At 37.4% G+C, this 18,434-nt stretch carries 13 protein-coding genes and 1 tRNA gene; 5 read left to right on the forward strand and 9 right to left on the reverse strand.

Annotated features, from left to right (window positions below; all coding sequences use genetic code 11):
• Nucleotides 1–20: 20 nt before the first annotated feature.
• Both ACOXY8_RS13545 and ACOXY8_RS13550 read left to right on the forward strand, forming a co-directional pair.
• Nucleotides 21–389: a winged helix-turn-helix transcriptional regulator gene (locus tag ACOXY8_RS13545; RefSeq protein WP_458332142.1), complete on the forward strand. Its 369-nt coding sequence runs from the start codon at nucleotides 21–23 to the stop codon at nucleotides 387–389.
• A gap of 63 nt (nucleotides 390–452) precedes the next feature.
• Nucleotides 453–1,367: a hypothetical protein gene (locus ACOXY8_RS13550; RefSeq protein WP_458332143.1), complete on the forward strand. Its 915-nt coding sequence runs from the start codon at nucleotides 453–455 to the stop codon at nucleotides 1,365–1,367.
• 220 nt (nucleotides 1,368–1,587) lie between these two features.
• Here the strand turns inward: ACOXY8_RS13550 and ACOXY8_RS13555 are convergent, their stop codons facing one another.
• From ACOXY8_RS13555 to ACOXY8_RS13580, 6 genes are all read right to left on the reverse strand, one after another.
• On the reverse strand, nucleotides 1,588–3,138 hold the full coding sequence (locus ACOXY8_RS13555; RefSeq protein ID WP_458332144.1) for a dienelactone hydrolase family protein: 1,551 nt from the start codon (nucleotides 3,136–3,138) through the stop codon (nucleotides 1,588–1,590).
• A gap of 98 nt (nucleotides 3,139–3,236) precedes the next feature.
• On the reverse strand, nucleotides 3,237–4,703 hold the full coding sequence (locus ACOXY8_RS13560; protein WP_458332145.1) for a serine hydrolase domain-containing protein: 1,467 nt from the start codon (nucleotides 4,701–4,703) through the stop codon (nucleotides 3,237–3,239).
• 680 nt (nucleotides 4,704–5,383) lie between these two features.
• A complete protein-coding gene (locus tag ACOXY8_RS13565; protein WP_458332146.1) occupies nucleotides 5,384–6,184 on the reverse strand; it encodes a Type 1 glutamine amidotransferase-like domain-containing protein in 801 nt (266 codons plus the stop codon).
• A 594-nt stretch (nucleotides 6,185–6,778) separates the two neighbouring features.
• Entirely contained in the window at nucleotides 6,779–7,723 is a 945-nt protein-coding gene (locus tag ACOXY8_RS13570; RefSeq protein WP_458332147.1) for an acetyl-CoA carboxylase carboxyltransferase subunit alpha, read from the reverse strand.
• A gap of 189 nt (nucleotides 7,724–7,912) precedes the next feature.
• On the reverse strand, nucleotides 7,913–9,202 hold the full coding sequence (locus ACOXY8_RS13575; protein ID WP_458332148.1) for a sterol desaturase family protein: 1,290 nt from the start codon (nucleotides 9,200–9,202) through the stop codon (nucleotides 7,913–7,915).
• 246 nt (nucleotides 9,203–9,448) lie between these two features.
• A tRNA-Asp gene (locus tag ACOXY8_RS13580) sits at nucleotides 9,449–9,522 on the reverse strand.
• A gap of 193 nt (nucleotides 9,523–9,715) precedes the next feature.
• Here ACOXY8_RS13580 and ACOXY8_RS13585 point away from each other — a divergent pair.
• The gene (locus tag ACOXY8_RS13585; RefSeq protein WP_458332149.1) at nucleotides 9,716–11,110 is read left to right on the forward strand and encodes a TIGR00341 family protein; all 1,395 of its coding nucleotides are present in this window, start codon (nucleotides 9,716–9,718) and stop codon (nucleotides 11,108–11,110) included.
• A gap of 999 nt (nucleotides 11,111–12,109) precedes the next feature.
• On the opposite strand, the gene ACOXY8_RS13590 is transcribed toward ACOXY8_RS13585, so the two are convergent.
• Together ACOXY8_RS13590 and ACOXY8_RS13595 are read right to left on the reverse strand one after the other, a co-directional pair.
• Complete coding sequence (locus ACOXY8_RS13590) at nucleotides 12,110–12,808, reverse strand: tetratricopeptide repeat protein (RefSeq protein ID WP_458332150.1); 699 nt, start codon at nucleotides 12,806–12,808, stop codon at nucleotides 12,110–12,112.
• A gap of 17 nt (nucleotides 12,809–12,825) precedes the next feature.
• A complete protein-coding gene (locus ACOXY8_RS13595) occupies nucleotides 12,826–14,280 on the reverse strand; it encodes a CCA tRNA nucleotidyltransferase (RefSeq protein ID WP_458332151.1) in 1,455 nt (484 codons plus the stop codon).
• 200 nt (nucleotides 14,281–14,480) lie between these two features.
• On the opposite strand from ACOXY8_RS13595, the gene ACOXY8_RS13600 reads away from it, so the two are divergent.
• A complete protein-coding gene (locus ACOXY8_RS13600) occupies nucleotides 14,481–16,103 on the forward strand; it encodes a CTP synthase (protein ID WP_458332152.1) in 1,623 nt (540 codons plus the stop codon).
• A gap of 10 nt (nucleotides 16,104–16,113) precedes the next feature.
• The gene (gene yidC, locus ACOXY8_RS13605; RefSeq protein ID WP_458332153.1) at nucleotides 16,114–17,949 is read left to right on the forward strand and encodes a membrane protein insertase YidC; all 1,836 of its coding nucleotides are present in this window, start codon (nucleotides 16,114–16,116) and stop codon (nucleotides 17,947–17,949) included.
• Between the two features lie 81 nt (nucleotides 17,950–18,030).
• On the opposite strand, the gene ACOXY8_RS13610 is transcribed toward yidC, so the two are convergent.
• On the reverse strand, nucleotides 18,031–18,279 hold the full coding sequence (locus ACOXY8_RS13610) for a DUF7218 family protein (protein WP_458332154.1): 249 nt from the start codon (nucleotides 18,277–18,279) through the stop codon (nucleotides 18,031–18,033).
• Nucleotides 18,280–18,434 lie beyond the last annotated feature (155 nt).

Below are 18,434 nucleotides of genomic sequence, written 5' to 3' on the forward strand. Positions count from 1 at the left end.
CATTGGATTAATTTTGCAAAATGTATGAAAGAAAAATTCCTTTAAACCTCGAATGTGGGCTGGACCTAATTGGTGAAGTATTATATGGCAAATGGAAAATTCGTTTGCTGTGGTTTATTAATGAAGGTTATAAACGCCCTAGCGAATTACAACGTAAAATCCCTGAAGCTTCCAGAAGAGTTTTAACTATTCAACTAAAAGAATTGGAAAGCCACGAATTGATTTCAAAAGTTATTTATCCGGTTGTTCCGCCAAAAGTAGAATACTCATTAACTGATTTTGGGAAAACACTTATTCCTGTTATCTCGGCTCTAGGTCAATGGGGAGATCAAAACGAAGAACGCCTTCGTTCCGTTATTTTGAAACGGTTACACTCGGAAAATCAATAATTTATTTCTAAACACATTTTTAGGCTTAAAAACTTTCTCGAACTCATTACAACTCCTATTTATATGATAAACAAAAAACTTACTATTACACTTATCTTGGTTCTATTGTTTTGCAAACTTTCGGCTCAAACCATTAATAGTGACGAAAAGCCCTATTACAAAGAACGTATTTTAAAAGCACCTGAAAGTGTATTTAAAATGTTCATAGAAGCTGGGATGGAGCCATCAAACCATGTGCTGACTGATGAAGAACAAGCAAAAGTAGAGGAAGCCTTTTCGATATTACCACCATTGCATAAAAAAGTTCTTAAAGAGCATTTACATAGTATCAGCTTTATGGATAATATGCCTAATACAGCTCTTACTTCATCCTTAGAAATGACGGATTCAATCAAAAAATTTAATATAACTTTCCGAGCAGGAATTCTGAATGAAACAATTTCAGAATGGGCAACTTGGAAGGAAAAATCCGTGTTCGATAATTCTTCAAACCCAACATTAGAAATACAAATTGATGCAGGAAAGCTAAATGCCTTACAATATGTTTTACTACACGAAGCTACCCATGTGGTAGATGCCGTTTTAAGCTTAACCCCTCAAGCAGAAAAAATAGATTCTTTGGTTATACATACTGCGTTTACTGAAAATGTATGGCGTTTATCTAATACTCCAGTAGCTAAGTTTATTAATCCAATATTGGAAAAAACACGTTTCAGAAGTGGTAATGTTCAGCCTATTTCATCTGCACCTGAAATTTACAATGCCCTCGAGAAAACCCCATTTGCATCACTCTATGGAATGGCTTCATGGCATGAAGATTTAGCTGAACTATTATCTATTTATCATCTTACAAATAACCTAAACCAACCTTTCGTAATTTATATTAAAGAGGATGGAAAAACTAAAGCCACATTTGAACCAATGAATAATAAATTAGTGAAAAAGAGATTAAAAAAATTGCTTCTCTTTTATAATTAGTTGGTGTAAAATATGTTTTTCAATAAAGATTATAACCAATAAGTTTGTATGTATTTAAAAATGGTTCCGGTATAAGAGTAGATTTGGATCTTTCCTTTTTCTGAAATCCTGAGAATCTTTTATCTCGCAACATTGGTACTTAATAATCTATGGGTAGTGCCAAGGCTCAAGATTTTGCATCTACTAAATTGGCTATTATTGACATAACCAGTACATGTATTTATTCTTTCAGTTGTTTTAGTCTATCAATCGCATTTTGATTTTGAGAATTCAATGCCAACGATTTTTCAAAACTTTCGATTGCCTTGTCTTTATTTTCAACAAATAGATATCCCTCTCCAAGACTATCAAAAAGATTGGCTGAATTTGGATAAAGTTCTGTTGCAAATACTAAAATATTTATCCCTTGCGCTGAAGTAGTTGGGTTAAAAACAAGTTGAAGACCCAATGTATTTAGATTGCCCTCAGGAATTTTAAATGAAGGATGTTTTTGCACCGTCGAATCATACAATTGAGAAAGGTTCTGATAGTTCCGGTTTGACGCTAAATCATTAAAGTCCTTAAAAGTGAAAGCAACAATTTCGGGTTGCTTGGTTCTTTGAGTTATCAAACCATTTCTTACTCCATTATCCGTTGGCTTATTATCGATGAATTTTAATGCTCTATCGTCATTTTTTAAAAAGGCATTTAAAAAATGTAATGTATAAGTAGAAGCCCAATTGTAGGATTCCATTATTTCAGAATCGCTTTTATCTTGTCTATCATCCCTATTTGCGAATAAAACACCCAAAGTACTGAAATTGGAATGTGTTAAGTCATGGAATTTTAATCTGTAGGCTTTACTATAAGTGAGACTGTCATACAATTTAAATATCGAATTGAGTTCAGCATTTATGTTGTCTTCTTCAAGAACTTTTTTAGGAATGTCTTTCTGAGCCATATGAAGGTATGGAACATTCATTTTCTTAGAATCGAAGAAAGGTGATTCCTTTAATAGCGCATACTGATATCTTTCTGTACCGTCGAGACTGACAATCGCCTTTATTCTTTCATTACGATTTTGGACAATTATGTTTGATAAACCTCCAAAACTGAAACCCATAAGTGCAATTTTGCTATTATCGGCCATCGGAAATTTTCCAACCTCTTTGATCAAAAACTCCACGTCTCTGGCTTGAGTCTCTATTTCCTTTGTACTGTTATTGCCAAACCAACGTGTTTCTGCTCCTCGACTGGGACTTGATATCACAATGTAACCGTGACTTGCCAAGTATTCACAAAGCCCGAAGTTCTCTATGGATGATGCTTGGAAGCTTGGTGCATAAATTATGATGGGGAATTTACCATTAGCAAACGTGATTTCAGGGTATGCTTCTGTTAGCTCTTTGAGATGGTTATGATTGGCAGGCGTATTGGAATAATAAAACCAATTTAATATTTGATCGCTTGGAAGGTATTCCCATTCTTCTTCTTGTTTCAAGATTTCTAAGTAATCCAAAACCTTCAATGGTCTCTTATCTCCTATATTTTGTTCGGATGGGTACCATATACTTACAGAAATTGGTCTTGCAATTTTTTTATTGCTGTAATCATAAATCCGGCTGTAGGTTCTCGTACTATCCGAAGTGATATAATGCCGAAACCCTACTTTATATTCTCCAGAGTTCAGGTCAATTTCACTTAATGAAGTCTGTCCATTAATTATATTGGCCTGAAAAAGCACAAAGGTTAATAAAGCTACCAATCGCATAATAAATATTTTAGTATTCATACTAGTGATTTTCAGTATTTTGATAATTTACGGAGCACTCTACGTTTAAATAACCACCTAAAAACCAATGTTTATACTGCATATTGTACGTTCGCTAATTAGTCAATTTTAGTCCATTCAGTCAATCCGCCTTGATCTAATATACATTTAATAACAGAGCCATTGCTGTCGGAAACAAATTCAATTGTGGCTTGCGGTTTTACAATGTCGACTACAAATGTTGATTTGTTTAAAGCTGTCAAATTAGAACTCCATTTACCTTTTTCCGATAAGGTTAGCTGTTCTTTCTTAAGAGTAACATTAACTTCTCGATCATCCAAAGCATAAGTTCCAACATATTTACTTAAGTCTACATCATCAATGGCTAAGGTTGATGAGGCTTCAAACATCTTAAATCCAGCCCATTTATAAACTCGTGCAACGCTCCTTATTATTTCTTCTATAATCGTAGTATTTGGGCCATTGACCATAATGACGACACCATTTCCATTTTCTGCACTGAAGTAGAACTTCCCTCTAAATCCTCTATTAGAACCTGAATGTTGTAAATACAATTCTCCGTTTTCATCTTCGGTAAATAGTCCTAAAGCAGAATTACTATTTTCTAACGCGGGTGTAATTAATTCTTTGCTTGATTGATTGGAGAGGATCTTTGCAGATTCGGATTTTAAACTTAATTGAATATCAATAATCAGTTTAGCCAAATCTGTAGGTGTTGTCCACAATCCGGCTGCTGCAGATTCAGGGTAGATATTATAATTATTCTTCAAGGGTTTCCCATTTTGAGAATGTCCATAAGCTAAATTGTCTGAATATTTGTTGAATTCTGTCGAATAGAAAGAATGATTCATTTCTAAAGGCATAAAGACGTTCTCACTCACAAAACTCTCATAAGATGAATTTGATTTATCCATGAGAATAAGTTGAGAGATCATAGTGCCCCCACCAGAATACCGAAATTCTTTATTAGCAGGCTGAATTTGCTTTACTTTATCTGAGTTTGCTGGTTTATTACCCTCCAATATTTGAACTAGGCTTGGTAGTTTTTTTGAATCTATATAACCCCCAAAACCATGTGTTGATAAACCTGCAGTATGACTTAATAATTGACGTAATGTTATAGGTTGTTTTTCGTCATAGTTAAGTTGCCAACTACTCAAAAGTGTATTAATATCATCATCTAGCTTGATATCTGCGGATTCCTTAAGTTTCATTAAAGCCACAGCATTTACAAATTTACTCATCGAGGCAGCTTGAAAAACAGTTTGCTCGGTGATGTCTATTTTGTCTTTATTACCAGTTTCTCCATATCCTTTGGCCCATTCAATTTGATAATCGTTGATAACGGCAATGCTAAGTCCGGAAACATTGTATTTCTGCATTTGCTTTTCAAGATTCCAGAGTGATTCTCCTGAGTTTGATACTAATGGGCTAAGGCTATTTTCAACATTTTTTATTCTTTGTTGAACCGTCTCAGAGTAAAGAATATTAGTCGTTTGTGCGTATGAAAAAATTCCAATGTTACTAATTAGAATTATCGTAAGTAAAAGTTTTCTTAGTTTCATTGAGAAGGTTTTATTCTAGTCATAATGGTTTTTCCATAATGACACAATGGTCTCCTATATCGACTCTTTGTGGGAAAATTTCCAATTATTTTTAAAAATATGATTTTAATCCTAGAAGAACCAATCAAGCACCAATTCACGCGTAAGCCAGATAACGTCTCGGTTGCCTATGCATACCTTTTAAATGGCGGGAGGAAGGAACGAATGTGTCTCAATAGTATTCGGCTAAATCTTCATTTTCAGACCGAATTTATCGTTTTGTTTTTCTTATTCGCTTGACCAATCCGGGTTTTACTCATTATTTTCAATGGTATTTGTGATATTGCTTCGCTAAGTTCTTTTCTGATCTAGAAAGCTGTTCCTTCTAGCTTGGCATTTAGAACTTTATTGACCACCATATTCCAAATAATGACTGCCAGCTTTCTGGCTGTTGCGCTGTTTGCAGTAACACAGACTTCCTTATCTTAGAAAAAGTAACGGAAAGGGCATATTGGTGTAAAGAGCAGCATTCCTATGCTTTACGAGCTGCCGTGTATACGAGACCCGTACGTACGGTGCTGTGAGAGCCTCAACCTGAGCCAAATGGCTCAGGTTAGGCTACTCGATTGGTGGAAGTATTTTTTTCGTCTACAAGATTTATAACTAAAATGCAGTTATTACTTTGTAAGTCTCGGGACTATTTATCCCCATGCTGGTGGCAATACAATTTTTGGCAGCACTGTCTCTTCAATTTCTCCTATTACCAAATCCACAAAATATGCATTGCTTTTATCATTTAAAGCAACCGCTTGTTTAACTTCTTCATTCTCAAAGTAAATTCCTGCTTTATCATCGCAGGCATAGCCCGGTTTGTATTCACCACTCTTAATTTTTGACCAATAAAGTGGTTTTCTATCTCCTTCTGAGTCGTAGTGTGGACAATGACTACCGCTAATAAAACCTAATCCTTCCACAGTACTTAATTCACCTGGTCGGGAATCTGTCGTTCCATGGTCAAACCAACAAAGAGAACCAGCACTTCCTCCACCCAATACGACTCCTTTTTCATAAGCTTTGCGCAGAGCTATATCCATACCTTGTGCCTTCCAGATTGCCATCATATTTAGCGTATTTCCTCCACCTACAAGAATAGCATCCATACTGGTAAAAACATCTTCGAAGGAAGCCTTCTGATTGTAAGATGAGATAAATGACCTTTGGACAAAAGGTCTTATAGGAAGGTCCGCACAGTTTTCAAACCAACGCATGACGTATCCTGAAGCATCACCGGTTGCTGTTGGTAGGAAGCAAATTCTTGGATATTCTTTTTCTGTTAAGGCAGCAACGTATTTTATAAAACCTCTGTCGAAATCACCACCATAAATGAAGAGTTTCCTAACTATGGAATTAGAGTTTGCGGATTGTGCTTGAAGCAAAGGCAACGGAAAGGAAAGTGCTGTTGCTCCCATGGTAGTGGCTTTTAAGAAGCTTCTACGATTCATTTTTTAAAGTTATAAATAATAATTGTGTAACGATTCGATTTTGAAATTATTGATAATACCACTGTACTTTGTTGTGGTAATATTGCTCCCAACTTGTAACTAACTTTGCATATACTTCCAAATAGAGACATACAAGAAACAGTTTCATCTATTTCCCATTTATCAGAGGCTGTATAGTTACTTTTTTTTCTTTCTTTGCTTATAAACATAGGGCATTCTAAGAAAATATCCTACACTTCTGCCATGCAAAATAAACTTACCAAAATGGTTCAAGCAGAAAATATCTTAGTCTGATTTAGGTCTTTTCCTTTGATGATATATCTGGAAAATGCAGCGTTTTATGAAACGCTGAATAAAATGATGAAACCTTAATATTGAGGAGATGGCTATGGGAACTCGGTTATTCTCTCAATTGGTGAGAACTAATGTAGAGACAGGGCATGCCCTGTCTCTACTTGGTGTGAATATTATATCAATATCCTAAAAACCAGAATCTTATAAAAACGATGGAAGCTGGAGAATCGAAATTGCTACGACTGCTAAATAATAAAAAAAGGGCTTCAAAAGCCCTTTAAAATTTAGTTTCCTTATCTCCTATTGATAAACTCCCATCGCGCAAAACTTCTCGATCCGCTGCTCGATTCGTTTTTGAGGACTTAGTTTATCCAATTCTTTCAATTGCTCTAGGATCACTTCCTTCACTTTGTTGGACATCCATTGTTTGTCTCTATGTGCGCCACCAAGTGGTTCAGGAATAATGCCGTCGATCAATTTATTTTCGATCATATCTGGAGCAGTCAGTTTCAATGCTTCTGCGGCTTGCTCCTTATAATCCCAGCTTCTCCAAAGGATGGAAGAGCATGATTCCGGAGAAATCACCGAATACCAGGTATTCTCAAGCATTAGTACTTTATCGCCAATGGCAATGCCTAAAGCTCCACCAGAAGCTCCTTCTCCAATAATGATACAAATCACCGGAACGGTCAATTTGAACATTTCACGTAAATTTCTGGCAATTGCTTCACCTTGTCCACGCTCCTCGGCTTCCAAACCAGGAAAAGCACCTGGAGTATCTATAAATGTAACTATAGGCTTATTAAATTTCTCGGCCATTTTCATCAAACGAAGTGCTTTGCGATAGCCTTCTGGATTGGCCATACCGAAATTACGCTGCTGTCTTTGTTTGGTATTGCGGCCCTTTTGCTGTCCGATAAACATGACCGAACGGCCATCTAAAGTACCGAAGCCGCCTACCATTGCTTTGTCGTCTTTTACTTGACGATCGCCATGTAGTTCGATAAAATCATCGGTAATATCATAAATATAATCAAGCGTGTAAGGTCGCTCCGGATGGCGAGAAAGCTGCACTCGCTGCCATCTTGTTAGGTTCTGAAAGGTTTCCTTTTTCAAATTCTGGATCTTAACTTCCAGAGATGCAATATCTTTGGATACATCCACGCCGCTTTCTTTTGCAAGGCTTTTCATTTCCTCTAATTTGTTTTCTAATGCGGCTATGGGTTTTTCGAAGTCTAATACCATGTTTCAACGTTTAAGGTACAAAAATACATCAATAAACTTGCGATGCTATGCTCTAATCAGATAAATGATAGAGTTGAATTTGAAATGGGAAGCTAGCTAATTACGATCTTTGGCTAAAATCCAAAGCCAAAAATTGGTTTAGAATTTATAAATAACTCATTCACAAATCCTCCCGCCTATTCTCTTATGCTAAGCTCCTTGCTTTACTTTTACTTTCTGGGTTTGAGTGCTGGTCACTGTTTTTTCTACACTTGTAAAATAAACACTCGCCACCAATGAAAATCCAAAATAGAATATGATCAGCAAATCACCACCCGGCAATATTTCTGCAAGATTAAACCATCCACCTAAGTAAAAGTATATAGCCAACCCGGCAATTACTTTCACCAACTCTGCTCCTGCTGCCATCGGATGCTTGTCCATCAAGGTGGTAAATGAGAAAATGGAGACCATCATAAAACCGGCATAGAGCAAAATATGATTGTATTCGATGCTAGCAAAACTTGTAAGCACATGAAAGACCAATAAGAAATGCACTACCAATTGCACCCAAGCCCATGTGCGTAATTTCTCAGAAGGCTTTGAGTCGTATTTCACTTGCTTATATGGGTCGGTGATCACTTCATAAGTAATTCTATCTTTTACATCATCCGGCCGCCAACCTGTTGGCATAAACCAAATCCTAATTTTATCCCAAATATTTCGGGTGTACCAAGCATCTTTTACCAATGCCCAAAAGTGCATATAATTGATAATGATGGGATTCCAAGTATTCGCTGGACGTTTGGTTCCATACACGGGCGGAACTTCAGGCAACTCCTCTTGAAAAGTGCCAAAAAGCTTATCCCAAATGATAAAGATTTGAGAATAATTTCGATCTAAATAAATATCATTGATAGCATGATGCACTCTATGATGTGATGGAGTCACAAGGATATGCTCTAAAAATCCCATCCGATTGATAAGTCTTGTATGATACCAAAACTGTGCAAAAAGATGAATTGGAGCGATTACAGCGATGATTTCGGCTGGAATACCGATAAGTGCCATTGGAATATATAGAAAAAAGAAAACGCTCACAATAGCCGAGATGGATTGACGCAATGCGCAAGATAGATTAAACTCTTCGCTACTATGATGCACTATATGCCTGTTCCAAAACACATTGATTTCATGCTCAAAGCGATGTCCCCAATAGCCTGCAAAATCGATTCCGATAAATGCAGCCACATAGAGCCAAATACTTGATTCTATTTCAAAAATGGCAATTTTGCCCACCATCCACTCATAACTAATGATGATAATAGAAAGTCCCATCAGGTTCTTAAGCGTGTTCGTCATACCCGAACTCAAACTTGAAATGGTGTCCATTCCTACATTTACTTTTTTGCCCATTTTGCGCGCAGCGATTTCTTCGGCGATAATCAAAATAAGGAAAAATGGAATTGCGTAGGTTAATGCCTTTGCGTATAGCTCCATAAATAAAGATTTTCAGTTTAGCTTGTCCATGAAGAGTAATTAGTGGAACAATCTCTTCTTGGCAATCAGCTAATTTACAACAGAATGAGAAATTGAAAAGTTTATCAGCCAAATAATTCTTAGGAAGGAAAAAGCGGGAGGTCTTTTGCGCTTTTCAATAATAGACGTCGCAATGCTTCTGTCTACCACAAAGACATAAAAAAAGCCCGTAAACATTAATTTACAGGCTTAATTTACTTTGACAAGCGGAATGGACGGGACTCGAACCCGCGACCTCCTGCGTGACAGGCAGGCATTCTAACCAACTGAACTACCACTCCTTATTTCTCCGAAAAAGCTCGAAAGCCTTATTTTTCGTTGAAAGTGATGCAAAAGTATGCCTTTACTTTTATCCCTGCAAGCCTTTCACTAGAGATTTTTTATATTTTTTCTCACAATTCTGAATGTCAATAATTTATCTGCTAAAAAATATTTGTCTGAAATAGAATTGAGGGAATTTTATAATTTTAAAGCATGAAGATGAAGTTGCGCAGGTATTCTTACCTCTTTGGTCCGATTCGGTTTTTGAGAGATCGCTTCGACCTAAGTATGGACAAGGCAGATGAAATACAAACGATAGATTACATTAGAAAAAATGTGGAATTCAAAGGCACCAATCTTTGGATTCTGATATTTGCCATATTTGTCGCTTCTGTAGGTCTTAATGTTAATTCCACAGCCGTAATCATAGGCGCTATGCTTATATCGCCGCTAATGGGTCCAATCATCGGCGTGGGAATGGGTGTAGGCATCAATGACTTTGAGCTAATTAAAAAGTCACTCAAAAACCTGGCTGTAGCGATTGTCATTAGTGTAATCACATCCGCTACCTATTTCCTGATTAGCCCACTTAGCGACGCACAATCCGAATTACTCGCTCGTACTACGCCTACCATTTATGATGTATTTATTGCGTTATTTGGTGGTTTTGCCGGAATAGTAGCTGGCTCAAGCAAAGAAAAAAGTAATGCCATACCTGGAGTGGCTATTGCTACTGCGCTGATGCCTCCCTTGTGTACAGCAGGCTATGGCATCGCCACAGGCAATTTGTATTACTTCTTAGGAGCTTTTTATCTGTTCTTTATCAATTCAGTTTTTATAAGTCTTTCTACTTTTCTGATTGTCCGCTTTCTGAAATATCCCAAAAAGCAGTTCATGGATCAGCAAAGAGAAAAGCGTGTGAAATCCTACATAATCGCTTTTGTAATTCTCACTGTTATTCCAAGTGTATATTTAGGTCTACAAGTAGTGCAGCAAAGTATATTTGAGCGCAATGCTTCGGCTTTTCTGGATCAAGAACTCACATTTGAAAAATCGAGGATCATATCAAAAAGCTACGACTTCAAGAGTAATCCTAAAATCATCGAAGTTTCCTTTTTTGGTGAAAAGGTAGAAGATGTCCTAATCTCTAATGCCAAAAGTAAAATGGAGGACTATAAGTTAAAGGATGTTGAGCTCAAAGTTTTTCAAGGCTACGAATCAGGTGACCCATTGGATATTGCGACAGTAGAGCGGATGAATATGAACTTGCGATCGGGTATTATTGAAGATTTGTACAAAAAGAATGAGGCCTTACTTGCTACCAAGGATGAACAAATCCAAATTCTGCAAAGAGAGATCATTACTATGAAACAAATGCAATTGCCGCTGACTGATATTAGCAATGAATTGAAAGCGCAGCACAGCAACGTGAAAGAGTTTGCGATTAATAGCACCATCATCACCAATTTCGTAACAAATCAGCCTGATACTACTTATTTGGCTTTTGCGAGCTTTACCTCCCGCCCTTCTCGCGCCGAGATTACAAGAATGGAAAACTGGCTCAAAGCACGTATTAAGTCTGAAAAACTCAAACTGGTTATAAATTAAAAATTGGGTATTTTTCTATAATTTCGGATTGACCTAGGAGATTTTCCCGTTAAGAAATAGGTGGAATAAATAGGCTTTCTTGAGCCAAAGACTGTTTGAGCGCAGCATTTTCTTTGGGTCGCCTATTTATAGAACATATTTTAGGGAAAAGATCCTCAGCCTTGACTGCTCAAGCAGCCTTGGGTTTTTGCTTATTTTGAGTCAAAAGAAAGGAAGAGTTTAGCTATCAAGTTTGCTATTACGATCGCATACTTTTTCAATACAAAGAGTTGCTTATAAATTTTGTTAAGCAATTGAAATTTAATGTTATTTGGAAGTTTTCTTTTTTCTTTTTGTCATTGCCACAAAAAGAAACAAAAAAGTCTAGACAAAAAGAAGCTTCCACACGTAAGGCAAGCGCCCGCCCGCCTTTTTGTCCTCCCACCCACAAACAGCCGTTCCTCCTTGGTTTTCTTTTTCTCTTTCTTCTTCCAACTTCGGCCTAGGAGATTTTCCCGTTAAGAAATAGGTGGAATAAATAGGCTTTCTTGAGCCAAAGACTGTTTGAGCGCAGCGAGTTTCTTTGGGTCGCCTATTTATGGAACATATTTTAGGGAAAAGATCCTCAGCCCTGACTGCCGTCAGGCAGGCTTGACTTTTTGTTTCTTTTGTGTTAGGACAAAAGAAAGGAAAGGAAGAGTTTAGCTAATAAGTTCGTTATTATGAATCGCATTCTTTTTCAATACAAAGAGTTGTTTATGAATGTATTCAAGTCATTGGATTTCAACAACATTTGGAAGTTTTCTCTTTTCTTTTTGTCATTGCCACAAAAAGAAACAAAAAAGTCTAGACAAAAAGAAGCTTCCACACGCAAGGCAAGCGCCCGCCCGCCTTTTTGTCCTCCCACCCGCAAACAGCCATCCCAACATTGAACTACAAAAATGGAAAATCTCAAACTGGTTATAAATTAAAAAAGCGGGAAAAACCCGCTATTTTAATAGTGTCAATTATTCAAATTCTTTAATTTCCTTTTGCTGTCGCAAGATTCTGTTTTACCAAAGCAAAGGTTGGATGTTCATAAAGAATCTCTTCAAATATCTTAATGGCTTCCTCAGTTTTCCCTTGCTGAAGCCTTACCAAACCAAGTAAGTTTTTCACGGCAGTATTCATCGTCACTTCTATCACTTCTTCTCCCTCACCTTGGAAATTTACCTTTTCTACTATAGATTGTTGGTCGTCCATTACCTGATTAATAATTGTTTCACACTCAGTAAGCCTTTCTAGTTCATACTGTAAGAAAGCAATTTTGTAGAGTAAAGTTAATGAGGGTTCCTTTATGTAAAGAGACTGATATCGATTTACAGCATTTTCTTTCAATCCTATATTCTCCATAGAAATTGCATTTACTTCAAGTGCCAGAAGATTATCTGGATCAATAGTAATAGCATCATTAGTTACCAAAGCTGCAGCACCATATTGTTCATACTCAAAATAGAACAACGCGAGAGTATCCAACCAAGCCTTTTCATCTGGATTGATTGCAATGATTTGGTAAATGGAATTTCGAATTGCCGTTACATCATTATAGCGTTTAGCTAAATTATAGACATTCAATTGTCTTTGATATTCAGGCGTTTCCTTTACATTGGTTTGTCCTACACTAAGCATCGGAGTGCTAATCATTAGTAATAGGATCATGAACACAACATTCTTTTTCATTTGATAGTAGTTAAAATTCAGTTTTGTAAAATTAAGCCTTTTTTCTCGGCCAATATTTTTAATAGATCCAAAGCCTCTTCTCTGTTATTGCTAATTTTTCCATCCAAGATAGCTTCTTTTATTTCTTCTTTCAGGTCGCCAATAATGCGGGAGGGTTTTAGTTGATATAATTCCATAATTTCCTCTCCACTCACAGGAGGTTGAAAGTTACGAACACTGTCTTTCGCTTCCACCTCTTGCATTTTTTGTTCCACAATATCGAAGTTTTTAAGGAATCGCTTCACTTTAGTGGAATTTTTTGAAGTGACATCTGCTCTGCAAAGAATCATCAATGCCTCTAAATCTTCACCCGCATCAAACATCAACCTCCTAATAGCAGAGTCTGTTACATGCTCTTTTACTAAAGGAATCGGCCTTAAATGCAACCTCACTAAGTTTTGGACGAATTTCATTTTCTCATTCATCGGCAATTTCATGCGACGGAAAATTCCCGGAACCATCCTCGCTCCCTTATCTTCATGACCATGGAATGTCCAACCTTGCTTGGCGTGAAACCGCTTAGTAGCTGGCTTTGCTATATCATGTAATATGGCAGCCCAGCGAAGCCATAAGTCATCACTCCTTTCAGCTACATTGTCGAGCACTTGCAGTGTATGGTAGAAATTATCCTTATGAGATTTATCTTGGATAGTTTCCACACCTTGTAACTCCACCAACTCAGGAAATATATACTTAAGCAAACCTGAGATATATAATAGTTTGAATCCGTAAGAAGGTGTTGTGCTAAGAATGATTTTATTCATCTCATCAGAAACCCTTTCCATCGACACAATCTTGATCCGTTCCGCATTATTACTGATCCCCTCGAAGGTCGTAGGCTCAATATCAAAATTGAGTTGGCTCGCAAAGCGAATCGCTCGCATCATTCGTAGCGGATCATCCGAGAAGGTAATATCAGGAGCTAATGGCGTTCGGATGATTTTTCGCTTCAAGTCCTTCAAACCATCAAAAGGATCTATTAGCTCACCAAAGTTCTCGGTCAAAGAAAGAGCCATCGCATTGATGCTAAAATCTCGGCGATTTTGATCATCCTCTAAAGTACCATCTTCGACCAATGGTTTACGGCTATCGCTGCGATAACTTTCCCTTCTGGCACCTACAAACTCCAATTCATAGCCACGCCATTTGATCATGGCAGTACCGAAATTTTTAAAATATATTACTTCGGAATCCTTACCCAATTTATCGGCAACCGCTTTGGCCAATTCCAAACCGCTGCCAATACACATAAAGTCTATATCCTTAGAAACTCTCCCCAATAGCAAATCACGGACGTATCCACCGATAAGGAAAGCAGGTAAATTGAGGTTTTTGGCGCAGTCAGCAACCAGGCTAAATATATCCTCCCGCAAAAGATGCTTTTTGAGATCGGCAGGCAAAATGGGCTTTTGCTTAGTTTTACTTTCTGTCATGGGTCAATTAATCTTTCAAAATTATACTAAAACTCAGCCTCACCCAAATTACTTCCATTATTTCCAAATTCTGCCCATTTTTGCATACTGACCTAGAGCAGGATAAAAGTTAATTTGCTTTATTTCCAAAGGAATCTAAATACTTTGAGGGCATTTTTGTAACTTTGAATCCCATAAGTACAGCCCACCAAAATTAACTTATGGCTTCCACAAAATACATTTTCGTCACTGGCGGTGTGACGTCCTCTTTAGGAAAAGGAATTATCGCTGCATCATTAGCCAAATTGCTACAAGCAAGAGGTCTAAGAGTTACCATCCAAAAATTCGACCCTTATATCAACGTAGATCCGGGCACCCTGAATCCCTATGAACATGGCGAATGCTATGTAACCGACGATGGCGCCGAAACGGATTTGGATTTAGGACATTACGAGCGTTTTTTGAATACATCTACCTCCCAAGCAAATAATGTAACCACTGGACGTATATATTATGATGTTATAAGCAAAGAGCGCAGAGGTGAGTTTTTGGGCAAAACTGTACAGGTAGTTCCTCATATCACTGATGAGATCAAAGCTAATTTCATTAAGCTTGCAGAAAATGATGAATATGATATAATCATCACAGAAATAGGCGGTTGCGTAGGCGATATAGAATCTCTGCCATTTATAGAAGCTGTAAGGCAGTTCAAATATGACATGGGTCCCAACAACACTTTGGTAATACACCTTACCCTAGTACCTTATTTGAAAGCGGCTAAAGAACTTAAAACTAAACCAACACAGCACTCTGTAAAGCAATTGCTGGAAGAAGGAATCCAGCCAGACATATTAGTATGTCGTTCAGAAAAACCACTTCCAAGTGATATCAGAAGGAAAATTGCGCTTTTCTGTAACGTAGAGTTGAACTCAGTAATTGAGGCTTTGGATGCAGAGACTATTTATGATGTTCCACTTTTGATGGCTAAAGAAAAGCTTGATCAACGAGTACTTACCAAACTAAAGATTAAGAATACCAGCCCTCCAGATATTACGCAATGGAAAGAATTTTTGGGCAGATTAAAAAACCCTACAGAATCAGTTAAGATTGGCCTGATTGGCAAATACGTTTCCCTTCCCGATGCTTACAAATCCATTATAGAGTCATTTATCCACGCAGGTGCGGTAAATGAATGCATGGTAGATGTGCAATTTATTTCATCGGAAGAGATTGAGCCTGATAATATCAACAACTATTTAAGTCAATTGGATGGTATTTTGGTAGCTCCGGGTTTTGGTGAGCGAGGAATTGAAGGAAAAATTTTGGCAATCCAATATGCCCGTGAAAATAAAATACCGTTCTTTGGCATCTGTTTAGGAATGCAATGTGCGGTAATCGAATTTGCAAGGAATGTAATGGGACTAAAAAATGCTGCTTCTACGGAAGTAAACCCACATACATCCGAACCAATAATTGATATGATGGAAGATCAAAAATCTATTGTAGATAAAGGTGGAACGATGCGTTTGGGAGCATATGATTGCAAATTGAAAAAAAGCTCTAAAGCTTATGCAGCATATGGCGACACCATGATTTCCGAAAGACACCGTCATCGTTTTGAGTTTAATAATAAGTACCTAGCAGAAATGGAGAATGCCGGAATGTTAGCTACAGGAAAAAATCCAGAGACGGGTTTGGTAGAAATTGTTGAGGTAAAAAATCATCCTTGGTTTTTGGGAACACAATTTCACCCTGAGCTAAAAAGTACTGTGCTCAATCCTCATCCTTTATTTGTGAAGTTTATAAAAGCTGCAATTGAAAAACAGCGGGAGGTAACCGCTTAATTAATCAAACATGGATAGAAATCAGTTTATTGGGATAGTTCTTATCTCTATTTTGCTTTTAGTGTATGTTACTTATTTCGCTCCAGAGGCACCTGTCGCTCCTGAAGCTGATCTAGTAGAAAACACACAGCAAACGCAGAATCAACCTAGTGATATTACGTCTTCGACCACTGAAAATCTTATTGAAGATGATTCGCTTCGCCAAGCTTTAGCCGGACAAAAATACGGTGCTTTATCGCTTGCAATGAATGGATCTGCAAGAGATATTACTTTAGAAAACGAAGACATCAGCGTAATAATCAGTAGCAAGGGCGGTGAAATTAAGGATGTTCTTTTAAAAGAATACCTTACTTATGACAAAGCTCCTTTGCATCTAATCAATGCAGAAAACAATGACTTTGCCTTATCCCTCCCGCTTAGAGCAGGTGCTTTGGATATTCGTGAGTTGTATTTTGATGTAGAGAGTCAATCAAAAATAGGTGGCGATACCACCCGCTTAATTCTTACTGCAAATGCAGGTGCCGGCAAATCGATTCGCCAAATCTATACCCTCGCCCCTTCAGGCTTTGTTGTTAATTACAATATTCAATTGCAGGGAATGCAAAGCGAATTGGCCGGTGAGAACTTGGCAATTACCTGGAAACACGATATGCTTCGCGTCGAAGAAGATTTAGCGCAATCTCGTCAGCGTTCCGGTATTACGTACTTCACTGCGGACAAAAGTTTCGAAGAATTGGCTCCGACAAATGAAATAGAGGAAGAAACGGAGACTCAAGACATTCTTTGGGCTGGGAATAAATATCGCTTCTTTACAGCCGCAATTATCTCTGATAAAGGCTTTAAAAATGGTCTAGTACGCGCATCAAGTGATGATGAAAATGACCAGATCATCAAAAGTGGTGAGTTTCAATTGGACTTACCAATTAGCAATCTGCAAGATGAAAATCTAGCTTTTTACTTTGGGCCAAACAGCTATAAGGTAATGAAGCAAGTCACTACTGGCTTCGAGGAAAATGTGTATCTCGGATACATATTTGTGAGCTGGGTAAATAAGTGGATTGTTATTAATATTTTCTACTTCCTTGAGCAGTATATCAGTAATTATGGCGTTATCATTATCATTTTAGTGCTATTGATTAAAATGGCGCTATTACCACTTTCATATAAGTCATACATCAGTATGGCCAAAATGAAAGTATTGAAGCCGGAACTTGATGAGCTAAAAGAAAAAGTGGGTGGCGATATGACCAAAATGCAGACGGAGCAAATGCAGCTCTATCGCAAAGTTGGTGTCAATCCGCTGAGTGGTTGTATTCCTGTTGTGCTGCAAATGCCAATTCTATTTGCGCTATTCTTTTTCTTTCCAAATTCCATCGAATTAAGACAAGAAAGTTTCCTTTGGGCACATGATTTATCGACCTATGATGTGTTCTTCAGGTTGCCATTTACCATTCCATTCTATGGCTCTCACGTAAGTGCTTTTACGCTTTTGATGACAGCCTCTACCATACTTTATACTTGGTCCAACAATCAAGTGAGTTCGGTAACCGGCCCAATGAAATCTTTGGGTTATGCAATGCCAGTGGTGTTTATGGTGGTTTTGAATAGCTTCCCTGCCGGACTTAGCTTTTACTATTTTGTTTCGAACTTGGTGACTTTTGGACAGCAAGCAGTAATCAGAAGATTTGTAAATGATGATAAAATCAAGCAGATCCTTGAAGAAAACAAAAAGAAGAATGCTAATAAGAAGAAATCAAAATTCCAGCAAAGACTAGAAGATGCGATGAGAGCTGGAGAAGAGCAAAAGAAAAAGGGTTTGCCTGGAGCTGGAGCTAAGAAGAAATAAGAATTGTTTTAAATAGTTTTTAAAATAAGAATGGCGCTGAATGGCGCCATTCTTATTTCATTCAGAATTATGTTTTTCAGTTTAGGAGTTTCGTAAAGCCTTGATAAGCTCTTCTTTATTCATTTTTGATCGACCTTCAATCCCTACTTTTTTTGCTTGCTGGTAAAGTTCATCTTTTGTTCTTTCCTCATAATCCTCCGCCTTCCCTCCTTTTACCCCAGAGTCAGGAGTATTTGCGATCCGTGCAGCCTTTGTTTTGCTCATGCCTTTATCTCGAAGAGCTTCGTATTGCTTATCATTTTTTATGCTTGGTCCGTGATCTTTTACCATGATTTAGACTTTTAGGTTCAACATTGATTTCTATGCAATTAGTATGTATATCTCTAACAGACTAATATGAAATGTACAAACACAAAGCCAAAATAACAGACTCAGGAATTGTTAATTTTCAGTGTGAAAGAAAAAATAATGTACAATTGTAGGAT

The organism is Peijinzhouia sedimentorum, from assembly GCF_049340005.1.
GTDB lineage: Bacteria > Bacteroidota > Bacteroidia > Cytophagales > Cyclobacteriaceae > CAXBDP01.